We start from the raw sequence: 24673 nt of genomic DNA on the forward strand, positions 1-24673 counted from the left end.
TGCATGTTTTTCTAGTTAAAAAAGTCTGTATTATAGTCTTATTATTTTTTAAAAAACTTAAAATAGCCATTTTCAAAGTTGGTTTGAGTAGCACGAGAAGTCGTTAGTGAACCACTAGGAATATCTTTAGTTGCTGTTGTGCCACTACCTATTAGGACATTAGAGCCGATATTTATGGGAGCCACAAGCTGGCTATCGCTCCCTATAAAGACATTTTCGCCAATAATCGTTTTATGCTTGTTCTTACCATCATAATTACAAGTAATTACACCTGCTCCGACATTCGTGTTTTTTCCTATCTCACAATCTCCTAAATAACTCAAATGAGACGCTTTAACGCCTTGAAAATGAGCGTTTTTAGTTTCTACGAAATTTCCTATTGTGCTTTCTTTTAACATGCATTTAGGACGCACATGGGCAAAGGGTCCTATGCTACTATTAATAATTTCGCTATCTTCTATAACGCTATAGGCTTTAATGTGAGCGTTTTCTATTTGGCAAGTCCCACTCAAACGCACCCCTTGTTCCAAGATACATTCACCTTTAAAGTTAACGCCTTTTTCTAAGTAAATGCTACTTGGTAATTGCATAATAACCCCTAAATCCATAGCATTCTTTCTCAATCTTTCTAACATAATCTCTTCAGCTTTAGCTCTCTCTGCTTGGCAATTTACCCCCAAAAAACATTCTTCTTCTAATAAAATTGCATCAATCTTTTCATTTGTGCCTAGTGCAATTAAATCTGTGAGATAGTATTCTGATTGAGCGTTTTGATTTTCTAACTTGGATAGATTTTGTTCTAAAAACTTTCTTTCAAACAAATACACTCCAGCATTCACGCTTTTAATTTCTTTTTCTTTAGTATTAGCGTCCTTTTCTTCTATAATCTTTTTAACTTGATTATTTTCTAAAACAATGCGTCCATAACCTTTAGGATGAGCCAAATTTAGCATGCCTATGGCGTTATTGTTGCTTTCTAATAGGGGGGCTAGAGCGTTTTTAGTGATTAAGGGCATGTCCGCATTCAAAATTAAAATTTTTTCATATTTGGTAGGAATAGGCGTTTTATCTTCTCGCATGATAGCCCCCCCAGTGCCTGAATACTTTTCTACTAATTGCGTGTGGAAAACCACTTTATCAAAACGCTTTATGACCGCTTCTTTAATACGCTCTTGTTGATGGTGTAAGATGAGATGCACATCATCACTAATTGAAAAAGCTACTTCTAAAATGTGAAACAACATAGGCTCTCCACAAATAGTGTGTAAGCTCTTGGGCAAGCTAGAATGCATGCGAGTGCCTTTGCCAGCGGCTAGTATGATTACAGAAAGCATTGAAATCCTTAAATTTAGGGGGTTATTTTAGGGAATTTTAACATGCATTGTCTTATAATTTGGCTTGTGTTTTTAATCAAATGTTTAAGGCTAGAATTTTGCGTTTCTTAAAAATCATTCTTTTGATACTTGCCATAATTTGTCCCTTAATGAGTGCAGATAGCACCTTGCCTAGTGTCAATCTTTCTTTAAACGCTCCCACAGAGCCCAAGCAACTTGTAACTACGCTTAATGTAGTTGCACTACTCACACTCTTAGTTTTAGCTCCATCACTGATTTTAGTGATGACAAGTTTCACTCGTTTGATTGTTGTTTTTGGTTTTTTAAGAACCGCTCTAGGCACGCAACAAACCCCACCCACTCAAATTCTAGTCTCACTCTCTTTAATATTAACTTTTTTTATCATGGAACCTAGCTTGAAAAAGGCTTATGAAAATGGCATTAAACCCTACATGGATAAAAAGATTTCTTATACTGAAGCGTTTGAAAAAAGTGCTTTACCCTTCAAAGAATTTATGCTTAAAAACACACGAGAAAAGGATTTAGCCCTTTTTTTTAGGATTAGAAACTTGCCTAATCCCAAAACCCCTAATGATGTGAGTTTGAGTGTTTTAATCCCAGCGTTTATGATAAGCGAATTAAAAACGGCGTTTCAGATTGGCTTTTTACTCTACTTACCTTTTTTGGTAATTGATATGGTTATAAGCTCTATTTTAATGGCAATGGGTATGATGATGCTCCCACCTGTAATGATTTCTCTACCTTTTAAAATCTTAGTGTTTATTTTGGTAGATGGGTTTAATTTATTGACAGAAAATTTAGTAGCGAGTTTTAAGACAATTTAAAAGCAAGTTTAAAAGTGTTTTTTAAGAGAGATGTCTAGGAAAATCCTAAACATGCTATTTAGGATTTGATGTTTAGGACTTTCTAGGATTAGCCTCAGTTACCCTAATGGTGCGCCCCATAAAATCTGTATTATCCAACTCGCTAATAGCTTGATTAGCACTATCGCCTTGCATTTCTACAAAACCAAAACCCTTAGGTCTCTTTGTTTCTCTATCACAAATTAGCTTGACACTAAACACTTCGCCAAATTTACTAAAAAGTTCCTTAACCTCTTCGTTGGTTGCACTATAAACCAAGTTTCCTACATAAATATTTTTCAAAATAAAATTCTCCGTTAAACAGATAATAACTACTATAGTAATTAATGATAATGCTAAAAACAAAATAACACTTTCAAAGAAATAAAGGCGATTAAAAAGGCAATTGGATACTATAGAGTATGAGAATTCTACTTGATAATAGCTTAAAATTTTCTAAATCAACATAAAATAAATTAAAAAGAGTTTTGTAAATTTATAATTTTTATTTTAATAATCAAAAAATACAATTTTACTCATTTCTTAATACACTTAAGGGGTCAATATTAGAGGCTTTTTTAGCTGGATAATATGAAGAAAGTGCGACAATGATAATGGAACCAACAAGAGTTAAAATAAAATCTATCATAGATAAATCTAGGGGCAATTTATCCATGCCATAAACATCAGCTGGTAATGAAATAATGGGGAATGTGCTTAAAATATACATACCTAAAAATGCCAAGATAACCCCTAAAATTATCCCACCAATTCCTATAGTATTACCTAAGTAAAAGAAAGTTTTTTGAATTTCTTGTTTGCTACTTCCCATGCTAAAAAGGAGGGCAATTTCTTTGCGTCTATTCATCACTACCATTAAAAGCGAACTAATTATATTTAAAGATGCCATTAGAATAATTAGCATAAGCACAATAAAAAGCGCTCTTTTTTCTAATGCCATAGCTGAGAAAAAGTTACCATTTTGTTGCCACCAACCCTCAATGCCTATGCCATGATGATTGATAGAATTAAGGGCTGTGCGTAAAGAATGGATATCTTGCATAGGATTTTTAGAATACACATGGATACCATCATATAAACCTAGTGGTAAGCGTCTAATAGCACTTATAGCCTCAAGGCTAGTATACATGTAAGTCATATCATATGATTTGAGTCCAGAGTCAAAATCTCCTTTGATAACAAAGCGTTTCATAATTGGCGAAAGTGTTAAGCCTGTTGGCTCTAACTCAGTAAAGAATAAATCTGCTTTAGAGTTGGTTACAAGGCGTAAATTTTCTTTAAGGCTTTTTCCCATAATCAAACTAAAGGGATTATCTTTAAAAGCTTGTTTATCTATAAATTGCAACGCATTGGCTAAAACTTCATTAATGCGTGTTTCTTTAGAAATATCTACCCCAAAAACAACGCCCCCATTCATAGAACCCTTATTTCTAGCAAGTGCTTGGGTATGCAAATAGGGGCTAAAAAGCATTTTGGGGAATCTTTTTTCTAATTCTTCAAGCACTTCTTGATTGATGCCATAAGAACTTGTCGCATAGAGTGTTAGGGGGTAATTCATTACAAAGAGCTTTTTTTCAAACTCTTTTTCCATGCCATTCATAATTGCCATAGCCACAATTAAGACCATAACCCCAATAGCCACGCCAAAGAAAGCTAAAAGGGCAGTTATACTAATAAAAGGTTGGCTTTTATCAAAACGCAAATAGCGTTTTAAGAGAAAAAAAATTAGCGTTTGCTTACTTGGCAAAAATACCCTTTTTAGGACCGCTTTTACCACAGCAATGTTTGTATTTTTGTCCGCTACCACAATGACACATTTCATTTCTTGATGGGGTTTTAGCAAAAGTCTTTGTAGGGACAACTAAATCGTTTTCAAGGTTATCTTGGTATGACATGCTTTCTTGTTCTTTTTCTTCGCTTAAATTATCTAAATAACGCTCTGCATCATTAGAATCTTCTTCGCTTTCAAATTGAATCTTAGAAAAGGTTTTAATCGCCTCAATCTTGATATTATCAATGAGTTCTAAGAAGAGATTGTAACTCTCTTTTTTGTATTCTACAAGGGGGTCTTTTTGGTTATAGCCCCTTAAATTAATGCCGGTTTTGAGATTATCCATAGTGTAGAGATGTTCTCGCCATGCGTTATCTAAAATCTGTAGATACACGATGCGTTCAATCCTACTTCGTTGCTCGCTATCTATTGATTTCATTTTATTTTCGTAGGCGCTCTCTAGGGTGTTAGCAACAAAAGTTTCTATATTTTCAGCTTGCTCTAAGCTATCAAGCTCAATATCCACATTAAAATCTTCTTTTAACATGTTTTTAAGCCCTAAAAGTTCATCTTTAGATAAATCTTGATTGTCAAAGGCTTTGATTTTAGAAAAGATTTGATTGAGTGCATATTCTCTATTTTCAGAAATTTTTGCGCTAATATCATAATTGACATCAAGCAATTCATCTCTAAACTTATACACGCTTTTGCGTTGCTCATTGGCTACATCATCGTATTCTAACAAATGCTTTCGGCTTTCAAAATGCAAGTTTTCAACCTTTTTTTGTGCGTTTTCAACTGCTCTTGTTACAAGCTTTGATTCAATATGTTCGCCATCTTTAAGCCCTAGTCTTTCCATAACCCCCTTAATCCTATCGCTTCCAAAAATGCGTAACAAATTATCTTCCAAACTCAAATAGAATTGACTTACCCCTGGGTCTCCTTGTCTTCCACTGCGTCCCCTTAATTGGTTGTCAATTCTCCTGCTCTCATGCCTTTCGGTGCCAATGATATACAATCCGCCAAGCTCTTTGATTTCATCAGTAAGCTTAATATCAACGCCCCTCCCTGCCATATTAGTCGCAATCGTAACCGCCCCTTTAAGCCCAGCATCTTTGATGATTTCAGCCTCTTTGGTGTGTTGCTTGGCGTTTAAAACGGTATGCGGGATTCGCTCTTTTTTGAGTAGGGCATGCAAGGTTTCACTCTTTTCAATGCTTGCTGTGCCAACCAAAACGGGCTGACCCTTAGCATGTAATTCTTTAATCTTAAGAATCACTGCATCAAATTTTTCTTTTTCACTCTTATAGATTAAATCATTCAAATCTTTGCGTTTAATTACTAAATTTGTAGGGATAGACACCACTTCCAAATTATAGATTTCTAAAAATTCTGTCGCCTCTGTTTGAGCGGTGCCTGTCATGCCAGCAAGTTTTGAATACATTCTAAAATAGTTTTGAAAGGTAATATCTGCTAGGGTTTGACTCTCTTCTTTGATGCTCACGCCCTCTTTAGCCTCTAAAGCTTGGTGTAAGCCTTCACTAAATCGTCTTCCTTCACTTAAACGCCCTGTAAATTCATCTACAATCACCACTTCATTATTAGCTACGATATAATCTTTGTCTATAAAAAAGAGATAATTCGCTTTTAGAGCTTGGTCTAAATGGTGCGATAAAGCGGCGTTTTCAATCTTATATAAATTATCCACTCCAAAGAGATTTTCAGCTTTTTTAATGCCTTCTTCAGTAATCATAATCGTGCGATTCTTTTCATCTATGGTGAAATCAGTCTCAGCTTGCATGTTTTTAGCGACTTCATCAGCTTTGTTATAATTCTCCATGCGTTTATCCACAGGCCCTGAGATGATTAAAGGGGTTCTTGCCTCATCAATTAAAATAGAATCCACTTCATCAACAATAGCAAACGCATGAGATTTTTGCACTTTATGTTCTAAAGAATACTTCATGTTATCTCTTAGATAATCAAAGCCAAATTCGTTATTGGTGCCATAAACAATGTCTTTAGAGTATATTTCTAAGCGTTCATCTTCATCTCGCACATTTGCTGTAATAGTGCCTACACTATAGCCTAAGAAATTATATAAAGGCTCCATTTCTTTGGAGTCTCTATGAGCTAGGTAATCATTCACAGTTACTACATGCACGCTTTCACCCTTAAGAGCGTTTAAAGCCACAGCTAGAGTAGCTACTAGAGTCTTACCTTCGCCGGTTTTCATTTCAGCGATTTTGCCATCATTTAAGACCATGCCCCCAATGAGTTGCACATCAAAATGACGCATACCTAAAATTCTTTTGCTTGCCTCTCTAGTTATAGCAAAGCTCTCTGGCAATACTTCCAAAAGGGTTTTTTCTTGTAAATCTTTTTCTTGAGCTTGCACACGAGTTTTTAACTCTTTAAAAGCCTCTTGAAGTTCAACATCATTCATTTTTTCATAAGCAGGCTCTAATTCATTGATAGCTAGGACTTGCTTTTTGTATTTTTTTATCCACCTATCATTTTTAGTTCCAATGACTTTCCCAATTATTTTTTTTAGCACAACAATCCTTAAGATTAGCAAGATTAGCGCTCTTATAAGTTTATAAAAGCGTCAGTTTTTTGGGAATTTTATCATGCTTATAATAAAAGTCTTGTAAAATAGCTTGTTTTATTTGACAAAAATACAAAATTTTAAGGTCTTAGTCTGTGAAAACATTTTTTTTAAAAATCCTTATGGCTCTAAGCTTGAGTTGTGCCATTATTTATGCGCAAACTTCTTTAAAAACTTCTCTTTCAACACAAGAGCAAGTTTTAAAAAATCTACAGAGCTTTAGTGCACATTTCAAACAAGTGCTAAAAGGGGAGCGCCAATTAGTTTATAGGGGGGTTTTAAGAGCTAAAGCTCCTAATTTAGCGTTGTGGGTGTATGAAAAACCACTTAAAAAAGAAATCTATATGAATGCTAAAGAAGTTACTATTTATGAGCCTCAGCTATTTCAGGCAACTATTACTAAGTTACAAGAAAAAATGGATTTTTTTACCATTCTCAAGCAACTTAAAAAACAAAAAGATGGCTCGTTTGAAACAACCATTCATAAAACTACTTATCGTTTGCGCTTTCAAGACAATAAACCAGCATTTTTAGAATTTAAAGATGAAATGAATAATTTGGTTAATATTACTTTCTCACAAGTAGAAATTAATCCTAATATTTCTAGTGAAATCTTTATTTTTACTAAAAAAGATAAAAATATTGACATTGTGCATCAATAATTTAAACTGCTTATTAGAAAAATTTAGCTAGAATGGTGGGGTATTTAAGTAATTTGTAGCAGTGGGGCTGACTTGGATTTCGACAAGATTCTTGTTGCACAGATAGCATGTCAAGTGCTTCTTGTAAAACAGCAACAACAATAACTGTAAACAATACAAATTACGCTCCAGCTTACGCTAAAGTTGCGTAAGTTAACTCCATTTGGAGCTGGACTGATTAGAATTTCTAGTGTTTTAATCACTCCATAACCCTAAGCTAGATGCGTTTAAAAAGTGGTTCGCTTTTTAAATTAAGATAAAGAACCCTTAGGATTATCTTAAGGTTTTAGAAAATTGAACCAAAGGTAGTCTTAAGGCTAAAAAACTAATCAATTTTCTAAGCATGTAGAAGTCTGTGTTTTAGAACAAGATTTTTGGACTGGGGTTCGATTCCCCACAGCTCCACCATATCAATAATGAGCGTTTTTATTTTATAGCGTATTTTTAAGGAAAACAGATGCACAAAATTCTCTCTTCTCTTACTAAATGGTTATTGCTTTCTTTTTTTGTAAGCTCGCTAATGGCTATTGATGTAGATGAGCTTTCTGAGGCTGAGGCTGATAGTGTTAAATTGAGTGATAAGCTTGTTGTTTTAAGTGATAAATTATTGGAAAAGGCAGTAGATAGAGGGCAAAATTCTAAGCAACTTGAAGAGCTTAATGCTTTACATGAAAAAATCAAGCATTTGCGCCTTAGTTTAGAGCCTAAACCTAAGGATAAAAAAAATAATCCAAATTTTAAAAACCATGAAAGTCCTGAAGTGATTGAGATTGGCGAAACAATCCGTAAGGCGCTAGGTAGCCCTATAGACCCATCAAGTGCGTTAGAAATTGCCACTCAAATTGATAAGCAACTAGATTCTTATACGCAAGCTGATGTTGATGTTAAGCCCTTAAAAGATGTGTTGTCTCAATTGGAGGATTCTTTGAGGAAATCTATTAAATTTCAAGAAAAGTGGCTTGATTCTCAAAAACCCAATTAATGCCTAAACCCCTTGTTTAATCCCTAGAATTTATTGGGATTGAACTTAACTTTTTAACTCTTTTTTATTAAATATTGCTTTTTGATACAAATTTTGTAACTTTTGTAGCTATATAAACGCTGTAAGAATTGAGACCAACTTAGACTTTTAAGATTATTTATGATTTTCTGATTGTTATAGTGATTATGCTTAAGCGCTATTATTCTTATTTTACATATTGATTGAATGGATATTAAAAATTAAAATAATGGTTTTTAATGACTAAGTTAGTAATTTTAGTTTAAAAAATCAAATCTTGTCCGATATAGTCTTAACCATTGGCAAGGATGCCTTTGGGCTTAATAACAAGGAGTTACAAAAATGGCTTTTCAGGTCAATACAAATATCAATGCGTTGAATGCGCATGTGCAATCTTCTCTTACTCAAACTGCACTTAAGAATTCATTAGAGCGCTTAAGTTCAGGTTTGAGAATCAATAAAGCAGCTGATGACGCATCAGGCATGACAATTGCGGATTCTTTGCGTTCTCAAGCGAGTGCTTTAGGTCAAGCAATTGCCAACACTAATGATGGCATGGGGATTATCCAAGTTGCAGATAAGGCAATGGATGAGCAGTTAAAAATCTTAGATACCGTCAAGGTTAAAGCCACTCAAGCGGCTCAAGATGGTCAAACTACTCAGTCTCGTAAGGCAATTCAAGCTGACATTGTGCGCTTGATTCAAGGTTTGGATAATATTGGTAATACCACCACTTACAATGGTCAAGCATTGTTATCTGGTCAATTTACCAACAAAGAATTCCAAGTAGGTGCGTATTCTAATCAAAGCATCAAGGCTTCTATTGGTTCTACTACTTCTGATAAAATTGGTCAAGTAAGAATTGCTACTGGTGCACTCATTACAGCATCTGGTGATGTAAGTTTAACTTTCAAGCAAGTAGATGGTGTGAATGATGTAAAATTAGAGAGTGTAAAGATTTCTAGTTCAGCAGGCACTGGTATTGGTGTGTTAGCAGAGGTTATTAATAAAAACTCTGATAAAACAGGCATCAAAGCTCAAGCCAATGTTATCACTACAAGTGATGATGCGATTCAATCTGGAAGTATCACTAACTTAACTTTAAATGGTATTCAGTTGGGTAATATTGTGGATATTAAGAAGAATGACTCTGATGGAAGATTGGTTGCAGCTATTAATGCGGTTACTTCTGATACGGGCGTGGAGGCTTATACAGATAATAAGGGTCGTTTAAACTTGCGTAGCGTTGATGGGCGTGGTATTGATGTTAAAGTAGATGACAATCAAGATGGTTCTCAAATCGCTATTAAGAATGTTAATGGTGGTCAAGAATTAACACAAGGTTCTACTAACTATGGAAGACTTTCTCTTACAAGATTAGATGCTAGGGATATTAATGTGGTCTCTGCCTCAGATTCAAGTAAGATAGGTTTTACAGCAATTGGTTTTGGTCAAAATCAAGTAGCAGAAACCACAGTAAACTTGCGTGATGTTACAGGTAACTTTAATGCAAATGTAAAGTCAGCTAGTGGTGCAAACTACAATGCAGTTATTGCTAGTGGCAATCAAAGTCTTGGTTCTGGGGTTACAACCCTAAGAGGTGCGATGGTAGTTATGGATATTGCTGAGTCTGCAACTAAAATGTTAGATAAAGTGCGCTCTGATTTAGGTTCTGTGCAAAATCAAATGATTAGCACTGTGAATAATATCAGTATCACTCAAGTGAATGTAAAAGCCGCTGAATCTCAAATTAGAGATGTAGATTTTGCTGATGAAAGTGCAAACTTCAATAAAAATAATATCTTAGCACAATCTGGTAGCTATGCTATGAGCCAAGCTAATACCGTTCAGCAAAATATTTTGAGACTTTTGACTTAGTCTTAAAAGTATTTTTAAAGTGGGAGCTAATACTTTTGGTATTAGCTTTCACAAGCTACATTAACTGCTACAAATAAACTTTTAACTTCTTTTTAATTTAACACAATTCTTTTAAGGTAGAATTTATGTGGAATAGCTTAGATATTTTAAAAGCTTTAAAATCGCTCAATTTATTGGAAAAATCGCCCCCTTGTTGGTGGCCTAATGCGTTTAGTTTTCAAGCTTTAATAGGGGCAATTTTAACCCAAAATACAAAGTTTGATAATGTATTAAAATCTTTAGAAAATCTAAAAAATGCTAATATCTTAGAATGTGATGATGAAAATAATCTTAAAAAAATTGCTAGTATTGGGGTAGAAAACTTAGTAGAATATATCCGTCCTAGCGGATTTTTTAATCAAAAAGCTATGCGTTTAGTAATGTTATGTCAAAATATTCAAAAAGATTTTGAGAGTTTTGGAAAATTTAAACTTGAAGTAACTAGAGAATGGCTTTTGAATCAAAAGGGTATTGGTAAAGAAAGTGCGGATGCCATTTTGTGTTATGTGTGTGCTAGAGAAGTTATGGTAGTAGATAGATATACTTACCAATTTTTAAAAAAATTAGGTATAGAAATAGAAGATTATGATGAATTGCAGAGTTTTTTTGAAAAAGGTATTGAAGAGAATTTAAGCCATGCTCTAATGCTTTATGATAATTCTATTTCTTTAGCTGAGCTTTATGCGAGATTTCATGGAAAAATTGTAGAATTTTCAAAAAGAAAATTAGAATTAATAATTTAAAATGACCTTTTTGCTTAAAAATATTTTAGGATTGAATTTTTTTATTGCTTGTTTATTTGCGCAAACGCATTCTTTAAAGTTTTTTAAACCTTTAGAGCCGACAAAAAAATATTTTGGCATGTTTAAAATTGGCTATCTTTATCAGCATGTGCAATCTATGAAAACTGCCCCTATACGCCCTAAAAACCGAGCGCCTATTTTTGTAAAAAAGGCATATGATGATTTTTCTTTGGGTCTTGATTTTGGCAGAACCATAAAAAAGAGAGTGCTACTAGGAGGGTATTTAGATTCTGGTATGGGAGGGTCATATTTTTTGAGTGCAGGGTTTATGACTGGTGTTAGACTTTTTAAGGGGTGGGTTATTCCAAAAATTACTCTAGGTTATCAGTTGCAGATTTTAGGGGTCAAAATGGATAAACATCAATACAATATCCAATCAGCTGTAGGAACAATAGGGGTATTTTTTAATGTAGCCAAAAATTTTGGTTTAAGTATAGAGGCTAGAGGGGGGATTCCTTTTTACTTTATCCAAAGCGAATTTTCTAAAGCCTTTAAAACGCCTAGGTTAGATATTTATTCCATAGGGATAACTTTTACTTTTTATGACTTTATAAAGTTTTTAGGATAAAATACGAGATTAAGGGTTAGCCTAGACAATTGAATAAAGACAACAATAAATAAATATATAAGGATTTATAATGATTTTCATTGATGCATGTTTTAGAAAAGAAACACCTTATACACCTATTTGGATGATGCGCCAAGCGGGGCGTTATTTGAGTGAATATCAAGAGACTCGCAAAAAAGCAGGAAATTTCTTAGAATTATGTAAAAATAGTGATTTGGCTACAGAAGTTACCTTGCAACCGGTAGAAATTTTAGATGTTGATGCAGCCATTTTATTTAGTGATATTTTAGTTGTGCCTTTAGAAATGGGTTTAGATTTAGAATTTGTTCCTAAAAAAGGCCCGCATTTTTTACAAACTATCAATGATTTAAAAAGTGTAGAAAGTCTGAAAACTGGGATAGTTAAAAACTTGGATTATGTTTATGCTACGATTTCACAAACTCGCAAAAAGTTAGCTAAAGATAAGGCATTAATAGGTTTTTGTGGCTCACCTTGGACTTTAGCCACTTATATGATAGAGGGTGAGGGGAGCAAAACTTATTCTAAAAGTAAGAAAATACTCTATAGTGAGCCTAAAATTTTGCACGCCTTATTGCAGAAACTTAGTGAAGAATTAATAGAATATTTGAGCCTTCAAGTTCAAGCAGGAGCTAATGCGCTTATGCTATTTGATTCATGGGCAAACGCATTAGAAAAAGAGAAATTTTTAGAATTTAGTTGGGACTATTTAAAATACATTGCCAAGGAGCTTAAAAAGCGCCATTCTAATATTCCTATCATTCTTTTTCCTAAAGGGGTTTGTGGGTTTTTAGATGCAATTAGTGGGGAATTTGATGTGTTTGGAGTGGATTGGAGCACACCCTTAGAGATTGCAAAGAGTGTTTTAGGAGATAAATATGTCTTGCAAGGCAATTTAGAACCTGCACGCCTTTATGATAAAAATGCCTTAGAAGAGGGGGTAAAAAAGATTTTAAAAATTATGGATAATAAGGGGCATATCTTTAATTTAGGGCATGGAATGTTACCGGATTTGCCTAGAGAAAATGCCAAATATTTAGTGCAATTAGTGCGTAAGTTATCTAGTAAGTAAGGGGCTTATTGATGAAAAGAATAATAAAGTGTGCTAGTTTGTGGTGCTTATTTGGCGCTTTGTTGTTAGCCCAAGAAGATTCTATAGAAGATGAAATTTCTGTAATGTCGCATTCTAAATCCCCCCAAGAAATCAAGCAAATTCTAAAGGAGTATAACCATAAAAATTTGAGCTTAATCAATCCTAAAGATTCTCAAATTAGTGCGCCATTTAATATTTCTAATAACCCTCAAGGATTTTTACCTTTAAAGCAAATTGATGCGCCCATTGCCTCTAGTATTACACAAGAAATTGCCAAATATCATGAAAAAAGCCATAAAGTTGCCTTAGGACTTTATGAGCTTATCAAGGGTGCTGATAGCAATCTAAGCCTGCAAGCTCAAGAAATGAATGTCAAGCAAGCGATGAAAAATCATACGATTTCAAAAGCATTGTTTTTACCCACTCTTGATGTGCATTATGATTTTAAAAATGAAAATAGGGATACGCCAGAATTTAAGCGTTTTAACACACAACAACTACAAGCAAAAGTGAAGTTAAATGTGTTTAATGGGTTTAGCAATGTGAATAATGTCAGAGAAAAGTCTGCGAGCTATCGCTCTAGTGTTGCTAATTTGGAATACACACGCCAAAGCGTGTATTTGCAAGTGGTGCAACAATACTACCAATATTTTAATAACTTGGCTCGTTTAATTGCGTTGCAAAAAAAATTAGAGCAAATTAAAACAGATATAAAAAGGGTTTCTAAGCTCTATGACCAAGGCTTAAGCACTATTGATGATTTGCAAAGTTTAAAAGCACAAGGTAGTTTGAGTGAATACGATATTTTAGATGTGCAATTTGTGATTGAGCAAAACCGCTTAACTTTAGAATATTTGACAAACTTAAATATAGAAAATTTAAAAAAGACAACTATTGATGTGCCTAATTTGCAACTTAGAGAGCGTCAAGATTTAATCTCTTTAAGAGAGCAAATTGTCGCACTCAAATACCAAAACAAACAGCTTAATTACTATCCTACCGTGGATATATACGACTCTTGGCTTTATTGGATTCAAAAGCCTGCTTATGCGTTGGGGCGTTTGGGAAACTTCTATCCCGGGCAACAAAACACTGCTGGAGTAACGGTAAGCTTGAAAGTTTTTGATGATATAGGATTGTCTTTGCAAAAGCAATCCATTTTATTAGGTCAATTAGCGAGTGAAAAGAATTTAGCGTATAAGAAGTTGGAGCAAGAAAAAGATGAACAGCTATATAGAAAATCGCTTGAAATCGCACGAGCTAAAATTGAATCTTCTAAAGCTAGTTTGAAATCGGCAAGTATTTCTTTTGCAAACATTAAGAGAAAATACGATGCTAATTTAGTGGATTTCACCACTTATTTGAGGGGTTTAAGCACTCGTTTTGATGCGGAAGTAGCTTATAATATGGCATTAAATAACTATGAAATGCAAAAAGCAAATTATATTTTTTATAGCGGACATAAAATACAAGATTATGTGCATTAAAGGGGAATAAAGTGATAAAAAATTTTTTAATGGGGCTATGCTTGAGCATTTTGAGCATGCAAGCTAGTGATGAAGTTTATGCAATTTTTAATGTGCGGGCTATGCAAGATTCTAAATTAACTTTGGATAGTTCTGGCATTGTGAATACGATTAGGGTTACTGAGGGGAGCGTGGTTAAAAAAGATGAAGTGTTGCTACTTTTATACAATCAAGATAAGCAAGCCCAAAGCAATTCTATTGAACAACAACTATCTTTTGCTAAAAAACAATATGAGCGTTATAATAAAATTGGCACAGCTGTAGATAAAAATACTTTAGAGCGCTATAAATCTGATTATAAGCGATTAGAATCAGATTATGCCTTTTCGCTTGCAATGCTTGATAAAACTATCCTAAGAGCACCTTTTGATGGCGTAGTAGCGAGCAAGAGTATTCAAGTAGGTGAAGGGGTAAATCCTAATAATACGGTGCTTTTAAGGCTGATTAGCCATCAAAAAAAGCTTGTATTAGAGTTTGATTCTAAATATATTGGTGCAGTGAAAGTAGGGGATATTTTTATTTACTCTATTGATGGGGATTCTAGTAAGCATGAGGCTAAAATCACTAAAATTTATCCTGCTATTGATGAGGCCACAAGAAAAGTAAGCGCAGAAGCTCTCGCACCCAATAATATGGCAGTAGGACTTTTTGGCGATGGATTTATCCAAGTTAAAAACCGCAAATAGAAAGTATTAGAGTATGTATAAAGTAGCGATTAGTCGTCCTATTACGACATTAATGTTTGCGCTTGCGATTATCTTTTTTGGGACAATGGGGTTTAAGAAATTAAGTGTTGCTCTTTTTCCTAATATTGATATTCCTATTGTGGTAGTTAATACGATTTATCCGGGAGCTAGTGCTGAAATTATAGAAAGTAAGGTAACTGATAAGATTGAAGAGGCAGTTATGGGGGTTGATGGGATTAAAAAGGTTACTTCTAATAGCGCTAGGAATGTAAGCTCGGTTGCGATTGAATTTGAGCTAGAAAAACCTAAAGAAGAGGCTTTAAATGATATTATCAATAAGGTTTCTTCAGTCCATTTTGATGACCCCAATATTCAAAAACCTTCTATAGATAAGTTTGATACCAATTCTCAAGCTATCATTTCACTATTTGTAAGCAGTGAGAGTATTCCTATTGCGACCATTAATGACCATGCTAAGAATGTGATTAAACCCATGTTGCAAAAGATTTATGGGGTAGGGGGCGTGCAACTTAATGGTTTTAGGGAACGCCAAATTAGAATCTATGCTGACCCTACCTTAATGAATAAATACAATATCACTTATAGCGAACTTTACAATGTGCTTAAAACAGAAAATTTAGAAGTAGATGGGGGGCGCATTGTTAATAGCCAAAAAGAACTAGCCATCTTGGTGAATGCTAATAGCTATAAAGTCTCTGATGTAGAGAATATTCAAGTGGCTAATCATGTGCGTTTAGCAGATATTGCTAAAGTAGAGATAGGTTTGCAAGAGAATACTACTTTTGCAAGTTTTCAGCACAAACCGGGTGTTATTTTAGAAATTCAAAAAATTGCTGGAGCCAATGAAATTGAAATAGTAGACCATGTCTATAAAGAGCTTAAACATCTCCAAGATGCAAGTTTAGGATATGAAATCATACCCTTTATGGATACAACAACTTATATCCGCACCTCCATTGAAGATGTTAAGTTTGATTTGATTTTAGGGGGGATTTTAGCGGTTTTAGTAGTATTTGTATTCTTGCGTAATGGCACGATTACTTTGGTTTCTGCTATTTCTATTCCTATCTCCATTATGGGAACTTTTGCCCTTATTCAATGGATGGGCTTTTCTTTAAATATGCTTACTATGGTAGCTTTAACTTTAGCCATTGGTATTATTATTGATGATGCGATTGTTATTATTGAAAATATCCATAAAAAATTAGAAATGGGCATGGATAAACGCACAGCAAGCTATGAGGGGGTTAAAGAGATTGGTTTTGCGGTTGTTGCAATTTCTGCAATGTTACTATCAGTGTTTGTGCCTATAGGGAATATGAAAGGGATTATTGGACGCTTTTTTGAAAGCTTTGGAATCACGGTAGCTCTGGCAATTGCGCTTTCGTATGTAGTTGTAGTTACAATTATTCCTATGGTAAGCTCTATTGTGGTAAGCCCCAAACAATCTCGCTTTTATCATTGGAGTGAGCCATTTTTCAAGTCTTTAGAAGTTCGTTATGTGTCTTTATTGCAATGGGTTTTGAGCCATAAACTTATTATTTTTTCATCAGTGGTAGTGATTTTTTTTGGTTCGCTTTTTGTCGCCTCTAAATTAGGCATGGATTTTATGCTTAAAGAAGATAGGGGCAAGTTTAATGTGTGGCTTAAGGCAAGTCCGGGTGTGAGCATTGATTATATGGTTAATAAAACTCAAGCTTTCCAAAAAGCTATTGAAAAAAAGCCTTATGTGGATTTCACTACTTTACAGGTGGGTTATGGAAGTATTAAAAGCCCTTTTAAAGCTAAGATTTTTGTGCAACTTAAGCCTATTAAAGAGCGCTCATTAGACCAATTTAAAATCATGAGAGAATTGCGCCAAGAATTAGACAGCATGCCAGAGGCTAAAGATATGCTTAGTATTAATTTTTCAGATATTCCTTTATTAGGCGGTGGGGATAGTTCGCCTTTCCAAGTCTTTGTCTTTGCGCATTCCCAAGAGATTGTAGATAAGAGTGTAGCTAATTTGAAAAAATTCTTATTAGAAAGCCCTGAATTAAAAGGTAAGGTTGAAAATTATCACACTAGCACGAGCGATTCACAACCCCAATTACAATTAAAGGTTTTAAGGCAAAACGCTAATAAATATGGCGTAAGCGCTCAAGCAATTGCATCAGTGGTGAGTTCAGCTTTTTCAGGCGAAAATCAAGCAAGCTATTTTAAAGAAGATGGCAAAGAGTATGACATTGTTATTCGTGTGCCAGATAATAAGCGTATTTCTATAGAAGATGTTAAGCGCTTGCAAGTGCGTAATAAATATGATAAATTGATGTTTTTAGATGCTTTAGTAGAGGTGAAAGAAACGACAAGTGCCTCCAATATCACTCGCTATAATCGTGAGCGTAGCATAACCGTTTTTGCTAGTCCTAATAAAAGCATGGGAATTTCTTTGGGAGAAGTCTTAAAACAAGTTACTAAACATTCTAAAGAATGGTTAGTTGAAGGGGCTAATTATAGTTTCACAGGGGAAGCCAATAACGCTAAAGAAACAGGTCAAGAATTTATCATTGCTTTAGCAACAGCTTTTGTGCTAATTTATATGATTTTAGCAGCCTTGTATGAGTCTTTATTAGAACCTTTAATTATTATGATTACCATGCCTTTGAGTTTTTCGGGTGCTTTTTTTGCTCTAGCATTAGCGCACCAACCTCTAAGCATGTTTTCTATGATGGGCTTAATCTTGCTTATAGGAATGGTAGGAAAGAATGCAACGCTTTTAATTGATGTGGCTAATGAGCAACGCAAAAAGGGTAAAAATATTCAAGAGGCAATTTTGTATGCGGGCGAAACTCGCTTAAGACCCATTCTAATGACTACTATTGCTATGGTTTTTGGAATGCTCCCTTTAGCTCTAGCTGTTGGAGATGGAGCAGCGATGAAATCCCCTATAGGGATTGCTATGAGTGGGGGGCTTATGGTATCTATGCTTTTAAGCTTATTGGTTGTGCCAATTTTTTATCGTCTTTTAGCGCCTATAGATGATAAGATTAAGCGTTTTTATCAAAATCAAAAAGCCCTATAAATGAAAAAAGCTTTAGCAATTTTTATAGGGTTGCTTGAAATATTAGGGGCATTTGAACCTAAGAGTAGCCATATTTATTTGGGAGCTGAAGTGGGTCTTGCACCCATTCAAACCATGCCAAAATCTCCAATAGACTCTAGCTACACCGCATTTTTGTGGGGGGCTAAAGGGGGGTATCAATACGCTTTTTTAAAAACTTTGGCTTTGAGGGGGGATTTTTCTTATATTATGACTATTAAGCCCACAGCATTAAATACGATTGTAACTTCTTTGTTAAGTCTAAATGTTGATGTTTTAAGTGATTTTTACACCTATCAAAAATATAGCTTTGGAGCGTATTTTGGACTTGGGGTAGGGTATTTAGGACAAAATATGCGCTTAGGTGCAGAAAATAGCTCTTTTATGGGCTACAATGGTTTGGTGAATGTAGGCGTGGGTAGCACGATTGAAGAACATCATCGTGTTGAGCTTGGAGTAAAAATCCCTTTTTCAAAAACAAAAAACATTTTTAAGCATTCTAATTATTTAAATAGCGTGTTTATAAGCGCATCGTATAGTTACTTGTTTTAAATGAAACATTCTATGATTAGCATTGTCCCCTTTGATTTGGGGTTTTGCTATTTTGATACCTTGATTTTTAAAAATGAAATTCAAAAATTCCAAGATAGTGTCAAAAAATTATGTATGGCAAGTTGTGATTATAGTTACATAGAAACGCAAGATAAAAAAGAAATACTTGCAACCATAAAAAGCATAGTTTTAATTTGATACTAATCATATAAAAATTAGAGTATAAAAAGTTTTTTAATCTAGCATTATTGATAAAAGCCTATTAAGCCTTAAGGCTAGTGTGATAGCTTGTAATCACGCATTGAGATTTTATAAAAATCCTATTAGACTAGCTAGTATATTCCGAGTTTTTTACATGCAATATATAGTGATTTTATTTTAGTGCGCTTTTAAGCTCCTTTTGGAGCTTAATTTAAGGGTTTGATTAGAGATTAGCCACAGATTCTTTATGGCTTATAACAGAGCCTTTTACCTTTATGCAAGAGTAGTTTGCTGGGGTTAGCATATGGGTGAGTATCCATAGGGGGTAGCGTGTCTTTTTGACACTTGCATTGACTAATTTCATATCTTTAATCGCATTATTTTCTTCAATGGTTTTTGAGAATTTATAAGCTCTTTTTTTACTATTGAGATGATTTGACTTATGATTATACACATAAGAAATAAGCGCCTTTTTTATCGCCATATTTTTATGCAATTCATTTTTATGGCTCTTTTTATGCGTCCACCACCAATCTATATAGCATGACCTACCCATAGCGATTTCATTTTTATCTAGCTTGACTTTTTTATTGGTATTCACAATACCCAAATTGCTTGTGCAACCAATTAAAAAGAGCGTGCAAGTCATTCCAAGCAATCTTTTAGACCAACTTAAATTCACCAAAGTAATCTCCTTAAAAATAAATATGATTATTAAAGTAATATACTTCAGTTAATGGCTCCATTTACTAGAATACTAATGAGAATTGATTGTATAAGAAAAATGCTTACAATGATAGCTTGGATTATCCAAAGACCATAGATTAAAAGGGTATGATATTCTTATTTTAATATTAAAATATTATCTATAATATCTTTATAATATTATATATTGACAAATAAAGACGATAATTAAGGATAAAATCCAATATTAAAGAACCTTAGGATTAAGAGAAATGCCTGAATTATTTCTAATAATCTCCACACTTCGTTGTTTGAAGGTGTCTAAATTAGGGTTGCAGTTTTTTAATGCACCTAGTGAATCATTGAGGGTTGGCTGAATGTCTTTAGCATATTTTTTCATAATCATTGATAGAGAAAGGGCGGTGTTTATGGGGTTAAAGGCGCTTGTTTGAGACAAAAGAGAATATTCAACCACCACCATTTGATTAATAATATTTGTAATAATAAGCGCTATAGGCTGATAGATTGAAGTATCAAAAGCCTTTTGACAAACCTTGATAGCGTGGGGCTTGTTAGTAAGGTTAGTAAAGAGAGCATTTAAAGTATCTTGCTTGATTTGTTGGTAGGCATTATTAGCGACAAACATATCCTTTGGATAAGTTTCACTCATCAACAAACTTGCAAAAGTAAGAAAAAGAATAAGCGCACGCATTTAAAATCCAAAGACATAGTTTAAGTAAATAGAATACACTCTTCTTAATTTCACATCACCCCCCATGCCCATGTAGTAGGGGTCATTAATAGTGGGGATTCGCACCCCATATTCTGCGCCATGCAAGTAATTTGGCACATTATAAAGATGTTTTTTGAATTTAGCACCAATGCTTGAGCCCCCTTGATATTTAGAGCCATTACTTGCGCTTGTCCAATGTATTCTTACGCCAAAATTAAAAATAAATTGCACATAGGTAGAATTAATTTTGCCTACATGCTCATACTTGCTTAACAAATCAGATTTCCAACTTTGACCCGCAATAGCCACTCCTGTAAAAAATCCTACATCAACATGGCGGTTACACATTTCTTTATGATAGACATTCCATAAAGCATCCATGCCAGCTCCCCAAGTAAACAAATCTAAGGTATTCGTATAAAGCCCTAAATCCACTTGCGCATGGTTATAATCAAATAAGCCATAATATCTTAATCCAAACCATTTCTTTTTGCCAAAGAATTGGCGAAAACCAAGCATGATATTAAGACCATTAAGAGTTGCATTCTGCTGGCTCTTTCCCGGGCGAAATGCCGGAATATAAGGGGTTGTGCCGGGTTTAATAGGATTGTTATCAATAAGAGCAATTTGGTTTTTAATATATTGATTTTTGCTTTGAAGACTATTGGCAAGTTCTTGCATTGTGCCCACTTGATAGCCAATGCCAAAAAAATAGCCATTTTGCTCCGCTTGTAAAACCCCTCCTAAAAGCCCTATAGCTAAAGCATATCTTTTCATTTTTATTCCATTGTGTTTTTGAATGATAGTTCAAAACCATACTTAAAGAAAGTAAACTTAAAGACCAAAAGAGTGTTAAAACGCCTTTTTATGCAATAGAATCTAAGAGAGCTTGGCTTTGAGATTCAAGTTGTTTAAAGCCCTCTACAAGCTCATGCATGTTTTCTTGGTCATAGCCTTCCAAACAACGCTTAGCAAAATCTCTTGTAGAGGTTAAGAAGTGTTGCATAGGATAAGCTTGCAAAATAACAGAAAGCTCATCTAAATCCGTATTTAAGCGCTCTTCTTTGTTGTTAGAATGCACGGTGTCTCTATAAAGGCGCATTTTGAATGCCATCAAACGGAAAGAGGCAACAATTTTAGAGAGTTGCTCTTTAGCAGAACTAGCAATACTAGAGCCTTGTTGGCTTTGAGCGTTAAAGGAATTAAGTGTTTGACTAAAGATTTGGATAGTGCCTAAAGCGGTCTGTAAAAGCTCATTAGCCTCACTAAATGCTTTTAAAAGCGCACTTGTTTGCTCATTAAAGATTTTAAAAGTTCTTTGCACGCTTTCTACGGAATCTGAAGTTTTTTCGCTTAATTTTCTTACTTCATCAGCTACCACAGCAAAACCTCTGCCATATTCACCAGCTCTTGCAGCCTCAATAGCAGCATTTAGGGCTAAGAGATTGGTTTGACTAGCAATTTCATCAATGCTAGAGACCACCTTAGAGGCCTCTTGAAGTTCTTCATTAAGTGTGTTTAGGGTATTGCTAGAATGCTCGTTAGTTGCACTTAGGGTATTCATATGCTCTTGCATGAGTGTGAAATCTTTCAAAGCCTCTTGGCTATTTTGAGCTACTTCAGCGCAGATAGTATTAGATTGTGTGAGTAAGTCTTGACTATGAGAGAGTCCTTCTAAAATCTTTGGCATCCCAGCTGTTCCCATGCCTAATTTTTCTAATTCGTTATTAAGCTCATGCATAACCAAAGCTTTTTTAGCGCTCAAAATCCCTTCTACTCCCTCTTTAATTGCTTGAGAGTTGGTGCGGAAAGACTTACGAAAGCCCGAAGTAAATACATTACGATAAGTTACGCCTTTTTGAGCAAGACTTGTGCAAGTAGCAACTTCTCGTTGGAATGCCTCTACTTGGTCTAATAAATCGTTGATTCTTAGGGCTAGGGGATAGTAGTCGCTTTGTGGGTCAATATCAATAATGCGTGCTTCTAATTCGCCACTAGAGGCAAGGGCAACAACTTTTTCAATAGATTTTAGTTCTTTTAGAGAGGGTTTTTTATTAAAAAACATGTTCAAAGACCTTTTTAAGAATTTTGCAATGCGTTCATAAGTGCATCAAAAGTGGTATTATGAGATATTAAGAGTTCGCCTAAAGTTTTTTGAGCAAGCGCCATTCCGCCGATTTGTCGCTCTTGACTTAAAAGGGTTTGATAAATTGATGAAATTTCGCCGATAGCTTTAGGATTAGGCTTTCTGCACACTGAATAATAGCCAATCACATTACCATGCATATCAAATGAGGGGGTTACATTAGCAAATACCCAATAAAAATCTCCATTAAAACTTTTGTTCTTAACAAAAACATTAGCCTCATTTTTGGTTTGAAGTGTTTCCCAAAGGTATTTAAAAGCAGTCTTAGGCATATCTGGGTGGCGCACAATATTATGGGGCTTGCCTAATAACTCTTGCAAATTTTTAGCCCCAACAATTTTTACAAAAGGCTCATTAGCATAGGTGATTACGCCCTTAGTGGTTGTTTTTGAAACTAAAAAGCCCTCTTCTTCTACAAAGCGTTCCATGATTTTCCTTGATGAAAGATTATTTGCAACGACAACTGAATTGCTGAATTGCTGAATTGCTGAATTGCTGAATTGCTGAATTGCTGAATTGCTGAATTGCTGAATTAAATTATAGCAAATCATTATTAAAAATAAGCTTAATTCAATAAGATTATATGTGTAATTATTTTATTTTAATACCTAATTAATACCTAATACTTTTTATAAATCTTATGAGGCATGTCTGTTATGATAAATGAATGATTTGCATGGGTTTAAAATGCGCTTACTATCAAAAGAAGGGCTTAATAAATCTTTTGTAGGGTCATAATCTTTAGTCCTAATGCCAATAAGCTCTAATAAAGTATGCAAGAAATTATCACTCATAAAAGGTTTATTAAGGGCGTTTTGTATAACTTGGATTTTATCTTGGTGGTGTTTAGCATAAAGGGGCGAGGCATAGATAATAAAGGGTATTTCTACGCCATAAGCATTGCAATGATGCAAGGCTTTATCCCAACTTTCATAGACATCTTGAGCATGGTCGCTAATATAAATAACCAAACTTTCTTTATCTTTGAAAAATGAAACAATACGATTTAAAATGCTATCAGTGTAATACAAAGAATTGATATAGTCAGCTACCACTTGTTTGTCGGCATTAGTGCGTGTTTTTAAGTAGGAAAAATCAATATCTTTGGGTTTAAACTTTTCAAAACTTTTGGGGAAACGGACATTATAAAGAATATGAGAACCACTTAAATGAAATACGATAAAATTTTTATCTTTAAGTTTAGATTTTTCTAAAAGAGGCAATAACGCCTCATCATAAGTGTTAATATAGTCTGCTTTGATAAAATGGCGGTGCTTAAAAACAGAAGATAAAATTCCAAAGCTATTGCTATGCTCTTCCCAACCCTTTTCTTGATTGGAAAACCAAAAACTTTCATAACCAGCTGTATTGATAATAGCCCCTAGATTAGCATAGGTATACCATGGTCTTTTTGTGCTAGATTTTTGCGTATCATTATTAGCATAGGTCAATAGCACCTTAAAGCTTGCAGATGTGTGTGCAGCAGGGCTAATCACTCTGTTAAAAATATAAGCTTGAGATTTTGTGGGACTTACCCCCCCCCCCCATTATTTTGGGCTAACGCATTTGTAAAGGGCATGTTTAAAAGGGGGTAACCATAAGCTTGCATAAAGTTTTTGCTTGCACTCTCACCTATCACAAGCACCACATTAGGCACAAAATCTTTTTGAGAAATATGGACAATAGAAGAGCTTATTTGTCTTATTTGAGCGTAGCTTTGCAAAGCATTCCTAGAAGTATCTAAAGAGCGTTTTGTAAAAATAACGCCCTTAAATAAAGCCACATAACGAGCTGTGCCTCTTAAAGAATAGCTTTCTTGATGATAGGCTTTAATGGCATGGGGGATTTCTATGAATAAAATAATCGCACTTAGAAAAAGGGCTATTTTTCTAGGTATTTTGATTTGCCAATTAATTTTATAGATTAAAAAAATGCCTAGAGTGATAGCTAAAATAATTATGAATAAAATGCCCTTAGAATGCAAGATAAATTCCTTGCTTTCATTTAAATTGCTAGAAAGTATAATATCTATTAGTTCTTGGTCTAATGGCATGTCAAAAATAAGTTTGCCTACAATAGCCAACATGCTAAACCCTAGCCAAAGAATTAAAATTAATGGCTCTAAAAATTTTCTTAATAAATGATTACAAAAAGAAAGCACACAATAATACACTAAACACCAACTCAAAGCATAAAAGAAAGCCTTAAAAACAAAATTTAAAGAGCTATCTATATAAAAACAGCTTGCTAAAGTGTTGGCAAACACGAGCAATAAAAAAGAAAAATTTATTGCAATAAAAGAGCGAGATTTAAGCATGAAATTCCTTTGGAGATTTTACAACAACTAT

The 24673-nt window shown here is 34.3% G+C and carries 23 protein-coding genes and 1 other RNA gene; 13 read left to right on the forward strand and 11 right to left on the reverse strand.

Annotation, left to right across the window (positions count from 1 at the left end; translation table 11 throughout):
- Window positions 1-41 precede the first annotated feature (41 nt).
- The gene (gene glmU, locus HCW_RS05405) at window positions 42-1334 is read right to left on the reverse strand and encodes a bifunctional UDP-N-acetylglucosamine diphosphorylase/glucosamine-1-phosphate N-acetyltransferase GlmU (protein ID WP_014661215.1); all 1293 of its coding nucleotides are present in this window, start codon (window positions 1332-1334) and stop codon (window positions 42-44) included.
- A gap of 80 nt (window positions 1335-1414) precedes the next feature.
- On the opposite strand from glmU, the gene fliP reads away from it, so the two are divergent.
- The gene (gene fliP / locus HCW_RS05410; RefSeq protein ID WP_419470991.1) at window positions 1415-2179 is read left to right on the forward strand and encodes a flagellar type III secretion system pore protein FliP; all 765 of its coding nucleotides are present in this window, start codon (window positions 1415-1417) and stop codon (window positions 2177-2179) included.
- A 72-nt stretch (window positions 2180-2251) separates the two neighbouring features.
- On the opposite strand, the gene HCW_RS05415 is transcribed toward fliP, so the two are convergent.
- From HCW_RS05415 to secA, 3 genes are all read right to left on the reverse strand, one after another.
- Window positions 2252-2500, reverse strand: coding sequence for an RNA recognition motif domain-containing protein (locus HCW_RS05415; protein WP_014661217.1), 249 nt, complete (start codon window positions 2498-2500; stop codon window positions 2252-2254).
- A 229-nt stretch (window positions 2501-2729) separates the two neighbouring features.
- Window positions 2730-4040: an FtsX-like permease family protein gene (locus tag HCW_RS05420; RefSeq protein ID WP_419470985.1), complete on the reverse strand. Its 1311-nt coding sequence runs from the start codon at window positions 4038-4040 to the stop codon at window positions 2730-2732.
- On the reverse strand, window positions 3955-6546 hold the full coding sequence (gene secA / locus HCW_RS05425) for a preprotein translocase subunit SecA (RefSeq protein WP_014661219.1): 2592 nt from the start codon (window positions 6544-6546) through the stop codon (window positions 3955-3957). The genes HCW_RS05420 and secA overlap by 86 nt, the downstream gene beginning before the upstream one ends.
- A 173-nt stretch (window positions 6547-6719) precedes the next feature.
- Between secA and lolA the strand changes: the two genes are divergently transcribed.
- From lolA to HCW_RS05480, 12 genes are all read left to right on the forward strand, one after another.
- On the forward strand, window positions 6720-7259 hold the full coding sequence (lolA, locus tag HCW_RS05430) for a LolA-like outer membrane lipoprotein chaperone (RefSeq protein WP_043902801.1): 540 nt from the start codon (window positions 6720-6722) through the stop codon (window positions 7257-7259).
- 63 nt (window positions 7260-7322) lie between these two features.
- Window positions 7323-7706: a transfer-messenger RNA gene (ssrA, locus tag HCW_RS09280) on the forward strand.
- A 49-nt stretch (window positions 7707-7755) separates the two neighbouring features.
- Window positions 7756-8280: a hypothetical protein gene (locus HCW_RS05435; protein WP_014661221.1), complete on the forward strand. Its 525-nt coding sequence runs from the start codon at window positions 7756-7758 to the stop codon at window positions 8278-8280.
- 360 nt (window positions 8281-8640) lie between these two features.
- Window positions 8641-10176, forward strand: a complete 1536-nt coding sequence (locus HCW_RS05440) for a flagellin A (protein WP_014661222.1) — start codon at window positions 8641-8643, stop codon at window positions 10174-10176.
- Between the two features lie 125 nt (window positions 10177-10301).
- Window positions 10302-10958, forward strand: a complete 657-nt coding sequence (locus HCW_RS05445; protein WP_014661223.1) for a 3-methyladenine DNA glycosylase — start codon at window positions 10302-10304, stop codon at window positions 10956-10958.
- 118 nt (window positions 10959-11076) lie between these two features.
- Window positions 11077-11586, forward strand: a complete 510-nt coding sequence (locus HCW_RS05450; RefSeq protein ID WP_155802309.1) for a hypothetical protein — start codon at window positions 11077-11079, stop codon at window positions 11584-11586.
- Between the two features lie 67 nt (window positions 11587-11653).
- Window positions 11654-12676 (forward strand): uroporphyrinogen decarboxylase, encoded by a 1023-nt coding sequence (hemE, locus tag HCW_RS05455; RefSeq protein WP_043902639.1) that lies wholly within the window; start codon window positions 11654-11656, stop codon window positions 12674-12676.
- A gap of 11 nt (window positions 12677-12687) precedes the next feature.
- Window positions 12688-14184, forward strand: a complete 1497-nt coding sequence (locus tag HCW_RS05460) for a TolC family protein (protein ID WP_014661226.1) — start codon at window positions 12688-12690, stop codon at window positions 14182-14184.
- 29 nt (window positions 14185-14213) lie between these two features.
- Window positions 14214-14909, forward strand: coding sequence for an efflux RND transporter periplasmic adaptor subunit (locus HCW_RS05465; protein ID WP_418904634.1), 696 nt, complete (start codon window positions 14214-14216; stop codon window positions 14907-14909).
- Window positions 14910-14922: 13 nt separating this feature from the next.
- Window positions 14923-17991 carry an efflux RND transporter permease subunit gene (locus HCW_RS05470; RefSeq protein ID WP_014661228.1) on the forward strand — a complete coding sequence of 1023 codons (3069 nt, stop codon included), beginning with the start codon at window positions 14923-14925 and terminating at the stop codon, window positions 17989-17991.
- On the forward strand, window positions 17992-18561 hold the full coding sequence (locus HCW_RS05475; protein ID WP_014661229.1) for an outer membrane beta-barrel protein: 570 nt from the start codon (window positions 17992-17994) through the stop codon (window positions 18559-18561).
- Window positions 18562-18573: 12 nt separating this feature from the next.
- A complete protein-coding gene (locus HCW_RS05480; protein WP_014661230.1) occupies window positions 18574-18759 on the forward strand; it encodes a hypothetical protein in 186 nt (61 codons plus the stop codon).
- A gap of 226 nt (window positions 18760-18985) precedes the next feature.
- Here the strand turns inward: HCW_RS05480 and HCW_RS05485 are convergent, their stop codons facing one another.
- The 7 genes from HCW_RS05485 to HCW_RS05515 all read right to left on the reverse strand — a co-directional run bounded on the left by HCW_RS05485 (window position 18986) and on the right by HCW_RS05515 (window position 24642).
- Entirely contained in the window at window positions 18986-19444 is a 459-nt protein-coding gene (locus HCW_RS05485; RefSeq protein ID WP_155802247.1) for a hypothetical protein, read from the reverse strand.
- 249 nt (window positions 19445-19693) lie between these two features.
- Complete coding sequence (locus tag HCW_RS05490) at window positions 19694-20158, reverse strand: hypothetical protein (RefSeq protein ID WP_014661232.1); 465 nt, start codon at window positions 20156-20158, stop codon at window positions 19694-19696.
- Window positions 20159-20956, reverse strand: coding sequence for an outer membrane protein (locus HCW_RS05495; protein ID WP_014661233.1), 798 nt, complete (start codon window positions 20954-20956; stop codon window positions 20159-20161). It abuts the gene before it with no gap.
- A gap of 88 nt (window positions 20957-21044) precedes the next feature.
- Window positions 21045-22244 (reverse strand): methyl-accepting chemotaxis protein, encoded by a 1200-nt coding sequence (locus HCW_RS05500; protein WP_014661234.1) that lies wholly within the window; start codon window positions 22242-22244, stop codon window positions 21045-21047.
- A gap of 14 nt (window positions 22245-22258) precedes the next feature.
- Window positions 22259-22753 (reverse strand): PAS domain-containing protein, encoded by a 495-nt coding sequence (locus HCW_RS05505; RefSeq protein ID WP_014661235.1) that lies wholly within the window; start codon window positions 22751-22753, stop codon window positions 22259-22261.
- Between the two features lie 210 nt (window positions 22754-22963).
- The gene (locus HCW_RS05510; protein ID WP_043902642.1) at window positions 22964-23833 is read right to left on the reverse strand and encodes a phosphoethanolamine transferase; all 870 of its coding nucleotides are present in this window, start codon (window positions 23831-23833) and stop codon (window positions 22964-22966) included.
- Between the two features lie 23 nt (window positions 23834-23856).
- Complete coding sequence (locus HCW_RS05515; protein WP_014661237.1) at window positions 23857-24642, reverse strand: sulfatase-like hydrolase/transferase; 786 nt, start codon at window positions 24640-24642, stop codon at window positions 23857-23859.
- Window positions 24643-24673 lie beyond the last annotated feature (31 nt).

The organism is Helicobacter cetorum MIT 00-7128, from assembly GCF_000259255.1.
Classification (GTDB): domain Bacteria; phylum Campylobacterota; class Campylobacteria; order Campylobacterales; family Helicobacteraceae; genus Helicobacter; species Helicobacter cetorum_B.

Excerpts from the sequence above, each read along its gene's own strand:
- HCW_RS05460 (WP_014661226.1), top strand. The coding sequence starts at position 12,688 with ATGAAAAGAATAATAAAGTGTGCTAGTTTGTGGTGCTTATTTGGCGCT.
- HCW_RS05505 (WP_014661235.1), bottom strand. The coding sequence starts at position 22,753 with ATGGAACGCTTTGTAGAAGAAGAGGGCTTTTTAGTTTCAAAAACAACC.
- HCW_RS05490 (WP_014661232.1), bottom strand. The coding sequence starts at position 20,158 with ATGCGTGCGCTTATTCTTTTTCTTACTTTTGCAAGTTTGTTGATGAGT.
- fliP (WP_419470991.1), top strand. The coding sequence starts at position 1,415 with ATGTTTAAGGCTAGAATTTTGCGTTTCTTAAAAATCATTCTTTTGATA.
- HCW_RS05500 (WP_014661234.1), bottom strand. The coding sequence starts at position 22,244 with ATGTTTTTTAATAAAAAACCCTCTCTAAAAGAACTAAAATCTATTGAA.
- lolA (WP_043902801.1), top strand. The coding sequence starts at position 6,720 with ATGGCTCTAAGCTTGAGTTGTGCCATTATTTATGCGCAAACTTCTTTA.
- glmU (WP_014661215.1), bottom strand. The coding sequence starts at position 1,334 with ATGCTTTCTGTAATCATACTAGCCGCTGGCAAAGGCACTCGCATGCAT.
- HCW_RS05470 (WP_014661228.1), top strand. The coding sequence starts at position 14,923 with ATGTATAAAGTAGCGATTAGTCGTCCTATTACGACATTAATGTTTGCG.
- HCW_RS05495 (WP_014661233.1), bottom strand. The coding sequence starts at position 20,956 with ATGAAAAGATATGCTTTAGCTATAGGGCTTTTAGGAGGGGTTTTACAA.
- HCW_RS05450 (WP_155802309.1), top strand. The coding sequence starts at position 11,077 with ATGTTTAAAATTGGCTATCTTTATCAGCATGTGCAATCTATGAAAACT.
- HCW_RS05420 (WP_419470985.1), bottom strand. The coding sequence starts at position 4,040 with ATGAAATGTGTCATTGTGGTAGCGGACAAAAATACAAACATTGCTGTG.
- HCW_RS05445 (WP_014661223.1), top strand. The coding sequence starts at position 10,302 with ATGTGGAATAGCTTAGATATTTTAAAAGCTTTAAAATCGCTCAATTTA.
- HCW_RS05515 (WP_014661237.1), bottom strand. The coding sequence starts at position 24,642 with ATGCTTAAATCTCGCTCTTTTATTGCAATAAATTTTTCTTTTTTATTG.
- HCW_RS05440 (WP_014661222.1), top strand. The coding sequence starts at position 8,641 with ATGGCTTTTCAGGTCAATACAAATATCAATGCGTTGAATGCGCATGTG.
- HCW_RS05465 (WP_418904634.1), top strand. The coding sequence starts at position 14,214 with ATGGGGCTATGCTTGAGCATTTTGAGCATGCAAGCTAGTGATGAAGTT.
- HCW_RS05480 (WP_014661230.1), top strand. The coding sequence starts at position 18,574 with ATGATTAGCATTGTCCCCTTTGATTTGGGGTTTTGCTATTTTGATACC.
- HCW_RS05435 (WP_014661221.1), top strand. The coding sequence starts at position 7,756 with ATGCACAAAATTCTCTCTTCTCTTACTAAATGGTTATTGCTTTCTTTT.
- HCW_RS05475 (WP_014661229.1), top strand. The coding sequence starts at position 17,992 with ATGAAAAAAGCTTTAGCAATTTTTATAGGGTTGCTTGAAATATTAGGG.